A 12,554-nucleotide genomic window follows, 5' to 3' on the forward strand; every position below is an offset into this window, starting at 1 on the left:
GTACGCGCCCGGGGGTCCCGTTCACGAGCGCTGCTCGAGCTCGTCCGCGACCACCGCCTGGAGCTCCGCCACGCTGGGCAGCGCCCCGCGCGCCTCGTCGGGCAGTCCCTGCAGGTCCGCGACCGCGACGGGCGCGTTCGTGCTGGCCAGCGAGTAGCGCACGACGGCGCCGCTCCGGCCCGTGCAGAGCAGGATCCCGACGGTCGGGGCGTGGATCTCGTGCCGGCGGTACTGGTCGTCGACGATCGCGACGTAGGTCCCGAGCTGACCGAGGTGGGCAGGCTCGAACTTCCCGACCTTCAGCTCGACGACGACGTAGCGCAGCTGCTCGACGTGGAAGAACAGCAGGTCGACGTAGAACTCGTCGACGGCGTCGCTCTCGTCGTCGGGGACGGTCAGACGCACCTGCCGCCCGACGAACGCCATCCCGCGCCCGAGCTCGAGCATCGTGTCCTGGAGTCGGTCCATGAGCGCCTGCTCGACGTCTCGCTCGGCGCGCTTCTCGACGAGTCCGAGGTGCTCGAAGACGTAGGGGTCCTTGACCATCGCCTGTGCCAGCTCCGAGTCCGCCGCGTCGAGCACACCCGCGAAGTTCGTGGGCGCGGCGCCGAGTGCGCGGCGCAGGTCCAGCTTGATGTGGTACTCGAGCATCCCGCGCGACCAGCCCTCGACCGCGGATCGCTCGGCGTACCAGTCGCGGTCGTCGACCGACTTCAGACGGCTCAGGAGCACCGTGACGTGGCCCCATGGAAGTTGGGCAACAGCCTGTTGCCCAAATGACGGGGAATCGGGCCAGGCCTCGGCCATCGCACGCATGTACTTGAGGTTTCGAGTCGACCACCCCCGCTGGTCCGGGAACTCCCGCTGCAGGTCAGCGCTCAGACGCTCGAGGGTCTTCGCCCCCCATCCGTCCCGGGCACGCCGCTCCACGAGCTCGTGGCCGATCGACCAGTACAGCCGCAGCACCTCGGTGTTCGCCGCGCGCGCGGCGCGGAGCTGCGTCGCGCGCACGCGCGCCTTGAGGTCGGTCAGCAGCTCGGCGTATCCCGCCGGCTCGAGGCCCTCGTTCGATGACGGCACGGCACGTCCCCCTGACTGTCGTGCGCGCCGCGTCCCGGCACGCTGCGCCGAACGTAGGGCATCGCGACTTTGCGCTGTCAAGGGGTCGTGCGGACGACTCAGCCGTGCGTCGGGAACGCGTCCACGAACCAGGACGTGAGGGTCGTGGGGTGGGTGATGGCCGTGCCGACGCACACGCTGAACGCACCGCGCGCCATCGCCTCGGCCGCCTGCGCGGGCGTGTGCACGCGCCCCTCGACGACGACGGGCAGCGCGCACGCCGCGACCACCTCGTCGACGAGGTCGAGGTCCGGTCCGGACGTCTTCGGCCGCTCGCCGGTGTAGCCGGCGAGCGTCGTGCCGAGCAGGTCGACGCCCGCGTCCTGCGCGGCGAGCGCGTCGGCGAGCGACCCGCAGTCCGCCATGACGAGCGCGTCCGTCGTCTCGCGCAGGCGCGCCACGGTCTCGGCGAGCGTGAGCCCGTCGGGTCGGGGACGGCGCGTGCCGTCGAGCGCGACGACGTGCGCGCCCGCGTCGGCGACGGCGCGCGCGTGCCGCAGCGTCGGCGTGATGAAGACCCCGCCCTCGCCGTCCTTCCACAGCCCGACGACGGGCACGTCCACCGCGGCGACGACCGCCGCGACGTCGTCCAGGCCCTGCGCGCGTACCGCGGCCGCTCCCCCGGCGACGACGGCGCGCGCCATCTGGGCGGTCGTGCGCGGGTCGCGCAGCGGCTCGCCCGGGTAGGCCTGGCACGACACGGTGAGCCGACCGCGCATCGCGTCGAGCACGCGCTCGCGCGTCCAGGTCGTCCGCGTCTCCTGCGGTCCGGTCATGCCGTCGCCCTCTCTCGGTGGGTCTCCTCGCCCAGGCCGCCAGGTCTCGCCCCGTGCTCGTCGCCGGGCGGGCCGACGAGGCTCCACGCTCCGCGCGCCGCACCGACGATCGCCGCCTCGTTGCCGAGCGCCGCACGGCGCAGCGGCAGGTCGACGAGCACGTCGACGACCTCCGCGCGCAGCGCGCCCTCCAGCGCCGACCACCACAGGTCGCCCGCGCCCGCCAGACCGCCGCCGACCACGACGACCTCCGGGTCGAGCACGGTCACGACCCCCGCGATCGCACGGCCCACCGCCTGTGCCGCGTCCCGAACGACCGCCGCCGCGAGCTCGTCGCCCGCACCCGCCCGCGCGACGACGTCGCGCGTGTCCGGGCTCGCCGCGTCGCCGCCGAGAGCGACGTAGCGGCGGTGGATCGCCGGTCCCGCACCGATCGCCTCGAGATGGCCCGTCCGGCCGCACGGGCAGCGCAGCAGCTCTGCCCCGGGGACCGGCATGTGGCCCAGCTCCCCGGCGACGTGGTGGGCCCCGCGCAGGGGACGCCCGTCGAGCACGACGGCGGCTCCCACCCCGGTGCCGACCGCGACGAGCAGCGCGCTGCGCGCTCCTGCTGCCGCACCGAGCCAGACCTCGCCGGCGGCGTGCGCGTCGACGTCGTTCTCGACGAACACGGGCAGCGCGGTCCGGTCCTCGGGCGGTCCCTCGGGCGCGAGCACGGCGAGGTCGGCGAGCCGACGGCGCAGCCCGCTCGCGACGTCGGTCCCGGGCCAGCCGGGCAGGGTGTCGGTGGCCGAGACGATCACGCCGCGGCCGACGTCCACCACCCCGGCCGTGCCGACGCCGAGCGCGCCCAGCCGTGCGGGACCCCCGTCGGGCGACCCGGCGGCGTCCACGACCTCGTGCACGAGCCCGGCGACGGCGTCGAGCACCGCCTCCGGGCCGGCCGCCGCCGGGGTCGGCACGGAGCGCACGGCGCCCAGCGAGCCGTCCGGCGCGACGGTCGCCGCCGCGGTCTTGGTCCCGCCGAGGTCGACCCCGACGACGACGTCACGCACGCAGGAGCCTCGCGGCGCGCGTGATCTCCTCGACGCGGGCGGCGACGTCGCCGTCGAGCGCCGCGACGGGGAACGCCCTGGTCGCGGTGTCGATGAGGCCCTGGCGCTGCGCGGCGACCTTGAACGCGCCGACGCCTGCGGCGTCGCCCGAGCGGCCGTGCGCCTGGAAGACGATCTCGAAGAGTGCGGCGATCCGGTCCTGCTCCACCCGGGCATCGTCCCACCTGCCCGCCCGCGCGAGGTCCCACGGGCGCCCGTCGCCGCCCGCGTCGACGTTCGCGAGGCCCGGGACCACGCCGTCGGCGCCGAGGCGCACGAGCAGGCCGGCTCGTCGGCAACATTCACCCGGCACCGAACTGGACGCCCGTCCAGTTGACTGTCTAGCGTGGGGGCCAGCCGGTGCCCGCACGCTCAGCCCCCTGCCAGTGCGGGCACCGGCGATCACGGCGGTGCCGCCTTACGCGTCCGACACGCCCGCGCCCCTGCTGCCCCGAACCGCCTGTCCGGCGGCGGCACGGGTGCGCCCTGAGGGGGCCACCCGTCGTGCCCGACCGACCACGACCCGACGGGAACGACCATGAGCACCTCGACCGGACGCCGCACCCTCGTGCGGGCCGCCACCGCCGCCGCCCTCGCCGCCTCCGCCGCGCTCCTCGCCGGCCCGGCAGCCCACGCCGCCGAGGGCGACACGTACGTGCCGTCCCAGCCGTCGATGCGCCTCACGACGCTCGTCTCGGCCTGCGAGCAGGACGCCGCCTACCTCGACTACGCGATCGAGGTCGAGGGCACCGACCACGACACCGTGACGGTCACCTGGATCAACCCCGACGGCGAGAGCGTCGTACGGTCCGGGCTGCCGCTGCACGGTCGGCTGCTGTGGCCGGGAGCCGTCGTCGACGAGCAGGGGAAGGGCGTCGACTGGCCGGGGTGGCGCCTCGAGGACGGCGAGTGGGTCGAGGGAGACGAGTACGACTGGGTGCGGCCGGCCGTCGACGTGCGCTTCGAGGTGAACCCGCACGTCCTCGTGACCACGGTCTACCCGCCGTCGTCGCCCGACTGCGCGACGAACCCGCCCGGCGAGGACGACCCGGCCGGCGCCGTCCCCGTGTCGCACGAGGCCAGCGCGTCCGCGCCGAACCCGAGCCTGGCGGAGACCGGTGCGACGGTCGGTCTGTACGCGGCACTCGCCGCCGGTCTTGCCGCCGTGGGCACCGCGGTCGTGCTCCTGTCCCGCCGCGCGCGCCGGGGCTGATCCGTCCCCACGCCGCCCTCCTCGACGCCCGTCGGCCGCCGACCCGCGGGGGTGAGACGCCTCGAGGTGCCTCATCCGGCCGGGAGGGCAGCGTCCCGCGCCGGAGCGTCGACGGTCCGGCGCGACAGCAGCGCCGCGACGAGGAAGCAGACCGCCCCGACGAGCGTGCCGGCGTCGTCCCACCACTCGCTCACGTACGTGCCGGTGGTGGGCGAGACGTACGCCCCGACCGCCGAGACGCCGAACGCGACGGAGCCGAGCAGGTTGAGCCAGGTCCCGTGCCACGTGCGCGCGTCGACGTCCCACAGGTGCCCGCGGTCGCGCGTCGCGACGACGGCGAACGCGGACGACACGAGGAACGCGACGGAGCCGTAGGCGTCCGGCTTCCAGCCCGCGCCGAGCGCCGTCGGGTCGTCCACCGCGGCGACGAGGGCAGCCGTCGTGCTGACGTTGAAGCACAGCGTCCCGACGAGCTGGACGGCCGCGGCCCACCAGTCCCAGCGGTCGGCCGGGTGCGTCCCGGCGCGCGGCGGGCGCCGCCCGCTGAGGCCGAGCTGCACGAACGCGGCGGCGGTGAAGAACACCGCGCCGACGACGAACGTGACGTTCGTGGCGACCGCGCCGACGGCGTCGGCGTAGGGCGGGAGCGCCCCGACGAGGAAGCACAGCGACCCGACCGCGAACCCCCACGCCTCGCGCCGCAGGCGACGCTCCCGCCGGTCCACGACCGTCAGTGGTGGAAGCCCGAGCGCCGGCCCTCGGCGGGCATGGGCGACGTGAGCCCGTCGAGCCACTCCGTCTCGACCCGGATGTCCTCCAGGAGGTCGTCCGCGAGGTCGCGGCTCACGCCGTTGCGCACGACGATCCGCTGCACCGTGAGGTCCGCGAGGTCGTCGGGCATCGGGTACGCGGGGACCAGCCAGCCCTTCATGCGCAGCCGGTCCGAGAGGTGGTAGAGGTCCCAGTTCTCCGTGTGGCCCGGCGTGAGCCGCCACGCGAACACGGGGATGTCCGACCCGTCGTTCCACAGCTCGAACGCGCCGAGCGCCTCGATCCCGTGCGCGAGGTACTTGGCGACGTCCTGGCACTCCTGCTGGATCGCGGTGTAGCCCTCCCGACCGAGCCGCAGGAACTGGAAGTACTGGAGCAGCACCTGGGCGCCCGGGCGCGAGAAGTTGAGGGCGAGCGTCGGCATGTCACCGCCGAGGTAGCTCACGCGGAAGACCAGCTCCTCGGGCAGGGCGTCGAGCGTGCGCCACACGACCCACCCGACCCCGGGGTACACGAGGCCGTACTTGTGACCCGACGTGCTGATCGAGTGCACGCGCTCCAGCCGGAAGTCCCACTCGATCTCCGGCTGGAGGAACGGCGCGATCATGGCGCCGGACGCGCCGTCGACGTGGATCGGGACGTCGAGGCCGGTGCGCTCCTGGAGCGCGTCGAGCGCCGCCGCGATCTCCTTCACGGGCTCGTACATGCCCGTGTACGTCACGCCCATGATCGCGACGACGCCGATCGTGTTCTCGTCGACGTGCTTCTCGAGGTCGCTGCCGTCCAGGCACGGGTGCTCCTCCGAGATGGGCACGTACCGGGCCTCGACCTCGAAGTAGTTGCAGAACTTCTCCCAGCACACCTGCACGGCCGAGCTCATGACGAGGTTCGGCCGGTCCGCCGGCCTGCCCGCCGCCCGGCGCGCGAGCTGCCACCGCCGCTTCAGCGCGAGACCCCCGAGCATGCACGCCTCGGACGACCCGATGGTCGACGTGCCGATGCAGTCCTGCACGTCCGGCACGTTCCACAACGACGCGAGGATGCGCCAGCAGTTCTCCTCGACCGCCGCGGTGCGCGGGTACTCGTCCTTGTCGACCATGTTCTTGTCGTAGACCTCGGCGTAGAGGCGGTCCGCCTCGTCGCCCATCCACGTCGCCACGAACGTCGCGAGGTTGAGGCGCGAGTTGCCGTCGAGCATCACCTCGTCGTGGACGACCTGGTAGGCGGACGTCGGCTCCATCTCCGCGTCCGGCATGGTGAAGCGTGGCGCGACCGCCCGCACGCCGGCTCGCGTGTAGGTCGGGCGCAGGACGTGCTGCTCGTCGGTCATGCTGGTTCCTTCCGAGACGCCGGGGACCCGGCTCGGGTGTGGGACGTCGCGCCGCGCCGGTCTCGTCAGGCGAGCGCCTTGGCCTTGAGCGCCGCGAACTCCTGCTGGTCGATCGTCCCGGCGTCGAGCAACGCCTTCGCGTCGGCGATCTGCGAGCTCGGCGACGTGCCGGAGACGCTGCGGATGTACGAGTCGGTCGCCGCCTGGGCGTTCGCGACGCTCTGCGCGTGCCGCTCGCCCATGCCCTTGCCGCGCGCGACGAGGTAGACCAGCGCCGAGAGGAACGGGGCGACGACGAGCGCGAGCAGCCACACCGCCTTCCACCACCCGCTCAGGTGCCGGTCGCGGAACAGGTCCGCGATGATCTGGAAGAGGATCACCAGGTACATGACGAAGAAGAACCACCACACCATGAGCCAGAACCAGTCCCAGAAGGTGTCCATGTCGCTGCCTTTCGTCGTGTCTCGTCGTGGGGGGCCTGCCGTGGTCAGTCGGCGAGGATGCGCGCCTTCTGCGCCTCGAACTCCTCGGCGCTGAGCACGCCCTGGTCGCGGAGCGCGCCGAGCTGGGTGAGCTGTTCGATGCGGGTGTCCATGCCCGACGGCGCCGCCGGCGGGGGCGGCGCGTACGCGGGCTGCGGAGGGGCGTACTGCTGGGGCGGCGGCGCGTACTGCGGGGCCGGCTCCTGCGGGGCCTCCTGCGCGGCCCAACGGCCCGCCTGGCGGCGGGAGACACGGTTCGAGACCGCGGTGGCGGTCCCGGCGACGACGGCGGTGCGCGCGACACCGCGGAGCAGTCCTGGCACGGGGGTCTCCTTCTGCGAGCGCCGGCTCAGGCGTCCGGCTCGGTGGCGTCCAGCGACGCGATGAGCGCCTGGACCGGGATGCGCCCGCTCGCGACGAGCTGGGCGCCGTTGCGGCGCAGGGCGGTCGCGAAGGGCGCCGCCCACACGTTCTCGTAGACCAGCACGACCGCCGTCATGCCGGGCTCGACGGCGCTCGCGGCCTCGTCGAGGTCGTCGTCGCCGAGCAGGCCCGACCGCGACCCCTCGAACACCGCGAGCTCGGTCGACCCGTCGTCGAGCTCCTCGAGCCCGAGGCCGACGACGCTGCCGTCCTCCTCCCGGCGGACGACCACGAGGTCGAGCACGCGGATGATCCCGCGGTCCACGAGGTCGACGAGGTGCGGGAACGCGGCGTCGCCCGTCGCACGGTCGGTGGGGAGCTCGATCACCAGGAAGTCGATCGGCCCGCTCTCCGCGAGGTCGCCGAGCGCGCCCTCGACCCCGTCGTTGAGTTCTTGCGTCATCGTCGCGTCCTCTCCGCGTCCGCCCGCGCCACGCGCGCGGGCCTGCCCTCAGGCTCGTCCTGGCCACCGGCCGAGTCCTCACCCAGAACGAGTGATCTCACGACCGGCGGCCCGTTCGGCCCGCTACCGGCCCGCGCCGTCCGTCGCGGGCAGGAGGTACTCCACGTGCACGGCGTCGATGCGACCGTCGAGCGCGAACGGCATGCGGTCCGCGTACGCGCGCGACACGGCGCCGCCGTACGCGCGCCCGACGTCGAGGCAGTCGTTCGCGGAGAAGAGCAGCGGCGCGCTCACGGGGACCGTGCCCGAGCCGACGTCGTCGCCGTCGACCCGCAGGACCACCTCGAGCGGGCCGCCGGGCCGGGGCTCGACGTACGTCGTCACGACCTCCACCGTGTGGTCGCCGGCCGCGAGCGGCGCGGCCGACCGCACCACGGTCCGCTGGATGAGGAACAGGTTGTACTCGTACGTGAGGACGCCGTCGAGCAGGAAGCAGGTCAGCCCGCCGCCCGCTCCGCCGAGCTTGTAGAGCACGCCGTCCGCGGCGTCGGGCACGGAGAGCCGGATCTCGACCCGGTTGGGGCGGTTGCCGAGCGCCGGGGCGCAGAACTCCGGGACGCGCACCGTGTCGCCCGAGAGGTCCCACGCCGTGTACGGCGGGCTGATCCGGTCCTCGGGGTGCATGGCGACCACCCAGAGACCACCACCCACGGGCAGGACGTCGTTGCGGGCCGCCTCGATCGCGAACAGCTCCCTGAGCTCGGCGAGCTTCTCGGGGTGCTCGGCGGCGAGGTCGTGCGCCTGGCTCCAGTCCTCGTCGAGGTGGTACAGCTCCCACGGGTCGTGGTCAGGGGTCCAGGCCTGGATCCCCGGCGGCATCCCCTGCACCCACGGGAGCCGTGGGCCGGTCGCCGAGGCCATCCAGCCGTCGGAGTAGATGGAGCGGCTGCCCATGATCTCGAAGTACTGCGTCCGACGGCGGCCCTCGGCCCCGGCGTCGTCGATCGAGTAGGCGAAGCTCGTCCCGTCGATCGGGTCCTGCGGGATGCCGTTCACGGTCTCGGGGTGGGAGATGCCGATGATCTCGTAGATCGTCGGCACGAGGTCGACGACGTGGTGGAACTGCGTGCGCGGCACGCGGTCGGGCTCGATGCGCCCGGGCCAGCTGACGAACATCGGGTTCCGCGTGCCGCCGAGGTGGGACGCGAGGAGCTTCATGCCCTGGTACGGCGACGAGCCGGCCCACGCCCACGCGGCGTGGTACTGGTTGTCCGTCGCGGGGGTGCCGAGGGCGTCGAGCCCGCCGAGCTCCTCCAGGGCCGCGAGGTGCTGCTCGACCGTCGACGGGATGCCGTTCTGCGCGAGCAGCTCGCTGATCGTCCCGTTCTGCCCCTCGCCCGACGAGCCGTTGTCACCCCAGATGTAGACGACGATCGTGTTGTCGGCGAAGCCGAGCCGCTCGACCTCGTCGAGCAGGCGCCCGGCCTGCACGTCGGCGTGCTCGCCGAACCCCGCGGCGACCTCCATGAGCCGCGCCTGGAACGCCTTCTGGTCGTCGGGGATCTCGTCCCACCCGGCGAGGCTCTCGGGCCGGGGCGTGAGCTCGGCATCCTCCGGCACCCAGCCCGCGGCCTTCGCGCCCGCGAGCGCCCGCTCGCGGTAGGCGTCCCAGCCGTCGTCGAACGCCCCGGCGTACCTGTCCGCCCACTCCTTCATGATGTGGTGCGGTCCGTGCAGGGCGCCGGTGGCCCAGTAGACGAAGAACGGCTTGTCCGGCGCGTTCGCCTTGTGGTCGCGCAGCCAGCGCATCGCGTCGTCGGCGATGTCCTCGCTGAGGTGGTACCCCTCTTCCGGGGTCTTCGGCGGGAGCGTCGGGGTGGTGTTGCGCACCAGGTGCGGCTCGTACTGCGACGCCTCGCCCGCGAGGAACCCGTAGAAGTACTCGAACCCGTACCCGGTGGGCCAGCGGTCGAACGGCCCGGACGCCGTCGTCTCCTCCGCCGGCGTGTTGTGCCACTTGCCCCACGCACCGGTCGCGTACCCGTACTGGCGCAGCACCTCCGCGATCGTCGCGCTGCTCTTGGGGATGTGCCCCGAGTACCCGTCCCAGTCGTTCGCGAGCTCCGCGATCTGCCCGTTGCCGACCCGGTGGTGGTTGCGCCCGGTGAGCAGCGACGCGCGCGTCGGGGAGCACATCGCGGTCGTGTGGAAGCGGTTGTACCCGATGCCGCCCGCGCGGACCCGGTCGAGCGTCGGCGTCCGCACGGCGCCGCCGAGCGTCGTCGGGAGCGCGGGGCCGGCGTCGTCGATGAGGATCACGACGACGTTCGGCGCGTCCGGGGGCAGGTGCCGCTCCGGTGGACGGGGGGAGTACGTGGACTCCTGGATCGTCCGCCCGGCGACGCTCCCGGACCGGCGGGGCGGGAACGGCAGGGACCGCTCGGCGGGCAGCGGCGGTCCGACGACCGTCCGGCGGGGCTCGTCACTCATCGTGTCTCTCCTGTCTGGCCACGACCTCACGGACGGCGCGGGCGCGACCCCGGCCCGGCGCAGGTCGCCGGACCGTCGTGCAGGTGGGGAGCGCCCGGCGGACCGACGACTCGTCGACCGTAGGTCCGTCGCGACCGGGAGGGCATCACGCAGATCGCGCGAACGACGGGCACCGTGGCCCCCGCGGCGGCGGCGCCGCTCAGCTCCCGAGGAGGCCCAGGGTCACGGCGCGCTCGACGGCGGCGCCGCGGGTCGTCGCGCCGAGCTTGCGGTAGATCGCGCCGACCTGGGTGCTCACCGTGTTGCGGGAGACGAAGAGCCGGCGCCCGATCTCCGCCATGGTGAGGTGCGTCTGCAGGTAGGGAAGCAGGCGCAGCTCGGCCGGGGTGAGCGGCGGGGCGCCGCGCGTCGCGGCGACGGTCTCGAGCCGGTCCCGGAAGGCCGCGACCTCGCCCGCCAGGAGCCCGACGCACGGGCGGCGGCGCAGCAGCTCGGCGGCCTCGGCGGCGAGGTGCGACGCCGTCGTGCGGTCGCCGAGGGCGAGGCACGCGTACCCGAGCTGGAGCCGGACGCGCAGCGCGAGGTACGGCATGACGTACGTGCACGGCACCCGGGCGCGCATCCCGCGCGCGACGAACCGCTCGGCCGCGGTGCGTTCGCCCCGGTGCGCGGCGACGCGGGCCCGCACGGCCAGAGCGATCGCCGTGGTGGAGTAGCCCTCCATGTGGTGGTCGTCGACCGTACGGACGGCGGTGCGCGCGTGCCGCTCGGCGTCGTCCCACCGCCCCTCGTCGAGCGCGAGGATCCCCAGCTCGGCCTCGCTGAGGAGCACCGAGTCCGGGTTCCCCGCCTCCGTGCCGCAGACCACGGCCTCCGTGAACGCGTCTCGCGCCGCCTCCTGGTCGCCCACGAGCAGGAGGGCCGAGCCCAGCAGATGGAGCGCCTGGTCCCGCCACGGGCTCCAGGCCGGCTCGTGCTCGACGGCGTAGCGCGCGCACGCGAGCGACGCCTCCGGGCCGTCGACGCACATGGCGGCCCGCACCTGGCACCGCGCGGACTCGAGCGCGACGCGGTCCTCGTCGGGGAGGAGGTCCGCGTCGAAGCCCTCCAGGACGGCGGCCCACCGCTCGGCCGTCGCGGACTCGCCGAGCAGCAGCGCACGCCACGCGGCGACGACCGTCAGCTCGGGGAACGCCTCGACGACGGCGTCACCCAGCGTGCCGAGCCAGCGCGTCACGACGGCGACCCCGCCGTCCTGGTAGGTCGACAGCGCGAGGCGCCCGACGAGGACGGCCGCCTCCTCGACGTCGCCCGCCGCGAGGAGGTGCTCGACGGCTCGCGCCTCGATCCCCTCCTCGACGTGCCACGCGGCGGCGCGCCGGTGGAGCGGCGCGACGGCGTCGGGCTCCACGCGCCCGAGCTCCGCGAGCAGGAACTCGCGGAAGAGCGGGTGGTAGCGGAACCAGCCGCGGTGGTGGTCGAGCGGGACGAGGAACAGGCTCGCGTCCTCGAGCTCGCGCAGGCGCGCCGCGGCGTCCGTCGTGCCGAGCACGGCGTCGCACGTCGGCGCCGAGAGCTGGTCGAGCACGGCCGTGGCGCGCAGGAAGTGCTGCGTCTGCGCGGGCAGCGTGGTCATGCACTCGCGGTAGAGGTAGTCGGCGACGAACCGGTCGGTCCCGGTGAGCGACGCGGGGTCCTCCCCGTCGCGCACGAGCAGCGCGCAGAGGAACACGCCCGTGGGCCAGCCCTCGCACCGCTCCACCACGGCGTCGATCCCGGCGTCCGGCACGGCCCCCGCCGCGCGGAAGATCTCGCGCGCGCCGTCGACGTCGACCCGCAGGTCGTCGGGACCGATCTCGACGAGATCGCCCTCCACGCGCCGTCGCGCCCCGTGCCCGGGCGTGCGACGGCTCGCGACGACGACCTGCGACCCCGGCGGGACGCCGTCGAGCACGATCTCGAGCGCGTCCCGGCACGCCACCGAGCCCGCCTCGTGCAGGTCGTCGACGAACAGCACGAACGGCGTCGCGGTCCGCGTCAGCGCCGCCGCGAGCAGCGGGGCGGACCTCCCGAGCATCGCCGCGCCCGTGCCGCGCATCTCGGCAGACACCGCGGCGACCTCGGGCGAGACCCGCGCGCAGGCCAGCGCCAGGAGCGTGAGCAGGGCCCCGGGGTCGTCGTCGAGGCGGTCGAGGCTGGCCCACGCGACCGCGCGGTCCTCGAGGCTCGCCCACTCGGCGAGCATCGTCGTCTTGCCGTAGCCCGGAGGGGCCGTCACCACGACGACGCGGGCGCCGTCGCCCCGTGCGCGGTCCACGAGCCCGCGCCGGGACACCGCACCGCGGCGTGGCGCCGGTGGCTCGACCTTGCCCGCCAGCAGCGCCGTGCTGAGATCCGGTCGCGCGGTGACCGCCTGACGGCTCCCGTCGGACACGCAAGCAGCCTAGGAGCGC

12 protein-coding genes are annotated in these 12,554 nt (G+C 74.3%); 1 reads left to right on the top strand and 11 read right to left on the bottom strand.

Annotated features, from left to right (window positions below; translation table 11 throughout):
• Positions 1 to 21: 21 nt before the first annotated feature.
• The 4 genes from CCE02nite_RS17905 to CCE02nite_RS20805 all read right to left on the bottom strand — a co-directional run bounded on the left by CCE02nite_RS17905 (position 22) and on the right by CCE02nite_RS20805 (position 3,266).
• On the bottom strand, positions 22 to 1,080 hold the full coding sequence (locus CCE02nite_RS17905) for a PDDEXK nuclease domain-containing protein (protein WP_141390967.1): 1,059 nt from the start codon (positions 1,078 to 1,080) through the stop codon (positions 22 to 24).
• 98 nt (positions 1,081 to 1,178) lie between these two features.
• Positions 1,179 to 1,895, bottom strand: coding sequence for an N-acetylmannosamine-6-phosphate 2-epimerase (locus CCE02nite_RS17910; RefSeq protein WP_141390968.1), 717 nt, complete (start codon positions 1,893 to 1,895; stop codon positions 1,179 to 1,181).
• Complete coding sequence (locus tag CCE02nite_RS17915) at positions 1,892 to 2,950, bottom strand: ROK family protein (RefSeq protein WP_218027152.1); 1,059 nt, start codon at positions 2,948 to 2,950, stop codon at positions 1,892 to 1,894. The genes CCE02nite_RS17910 and CCE02nite_RS17915 overlap by 4 nt, the downstream gene beginning before the upstream one ends.
• The gene (locus tag CCE02nite_RS20805; RefSeq protein ID WP_218027153.1) at positions 2,943 to 3,266 is read right to left on the bottom strand and encodes a dihydrodipicolinate synthase family protein; all 324 of its coding nucleotides are present in this window, start codon (positions 3,264 to 3,266) and stop codon (positions 2,943 to 2,945) included. The genes CCE02nite_RS17915 and CCE02nite_RS20805 overlap by 8 nt, the downstream gene beginning before the upstream one ends.
• A 261-nt stretch (positions 3,267 to 3,527) precedes the next feature.
• On the opposite strand from CCE02nite_RS20805, the gene CCE02nite_RS17920 reads away from it, so the two are divergent.
• Positions 3,528 to 4,202 (top strand): peptidase, encoded by a 675-nt coding sequence (locus CCE02nite_RS17920; RefSeq protein ID WP_141390970.1) that lies wholly within the window; start codon positions 3,528 to 3,530, stop codon positions 4,200 to 4,202.
• A 71-nt stretch (positions 4,203 to 4,273) separates the two neighbouring features.
• On the opposite strand, the gene CCE02nite_RS17925 is transcribed toward CCE02nite_RS17920, so the two are convergent.
• The 7 genes from CCE02nite_RS17925 to CCE02nite_RS17955 all read right to left on the bottom strand — a co-directional run bounded on the left by CCE02nite_RS17925 (position 4,274) and on the right by CCE02nite_RS17955 (position 12,535).
• On the bottom strand, positions 4,274 to 4,927 hold the full coding sequence (locus tag CCE02nite_RS17925; RefSeq protein ID WP_141390971.1) for a YrhK family protein: 654 nt from the start codon (positions 4,925 to 4,927) through the stop codon (positions 4,274 to 4,276).
• 5 nt (positions 4,928 to 4,932) lie between these two features.
• Positions 4,933 to 6,303: a glutamate decarboxylase gene (gene gad / locus CCE02nite_RS17930; protein ID WP_141390972.1), complete on the bottom strand. Its 1,371-nt coding sequence runs from the start codon at positions 6,301 to 6,303 to the stop codon at positions 4,933 to 4,935.
• Between the two features lie 65 nt (positions 6,304 to 6,368).
• The gene (locus tag CCE02nite_RS17935; protein ID WP_141390973.1) at positions 6,369 to 6,746 is read right to left on the bottom strand and encodes an SHOCT domain-containing protein; all 378 of its coding nucleotides are present in this window, start codon (positions 6,744 to 6,746) and stop codon (positions 6,369 to 6,371) included.
• Between the two features lie 44 nt (positions 6,747 to 6,790).
• Positions 6,791 to 7,108 carry an SHOCT domain-containing protein gene (locus CCE02nite_RS17940; protein ID WP_141390974.1) on the bottom strand — a complete coding sequence of 106 codons (318 nt, stop codon included), beginning with the start codon at positions 7,106 to 7,108 and terminating at the stop codon, positions 6,791 to 6,793.
• Positions 7,109 to 7,134: 26 nt separating this feature from the next.
• Positions 7,135 to 7,611, bottom strand: a complete 477-nt coding sequence (locus CCE02nite_RS17945) for a DUF6325 family protein (RefSeq protein ID WP_141390975.1) — start codon at positions 7,609 to 7,611, stop codon at positions 7,135 to 7,137.
• Between the two features lie 123 nt (positions 7,612 to 7,734).
• Positions 7,735 to 10,101 carry a sulfatase family protein gene (locus CCE02nite_RS17950; protein WP_141390976.1) on the bottom strand — a complete coding sequence of 789 codons (2,367 nt, stop codon included), beginning with the start codon at positions 10,099 to 10,101 and terminating at the stop codon, positions 7,735 to 7,737.
• 199 nt (positions 10,102 to 10,300) lie between these two features.
• Positions 10,301 to 12,535 carry a LuxR family transcriptional regulator gene (locus CCE02nite_RS17955; protein ID WP_141390977.1) on the bottom strand — a complete coding sequence of 745 codons (2,235 nt, stop codon included), beginning with the start codon at positions 12,533 to 12,535 and terminating at the stop codon, positions 10,301 to 10,303.
• Between the last annotated feature and the right edge of the window lie 19 nt (positions 12,536 to 12,554).

Origin of the sequence: Cellulosimicrobium cellulans (assembly GCF_006539945.1) — a bacterium.
GTDB classification, from domain to species: Bacteria; Actinomycetota; Actinomycetes; order Actinomycetales; family Cellulomonadaceae; genus Cellulosimicrobium; species Cellulosimicrobium cellulans.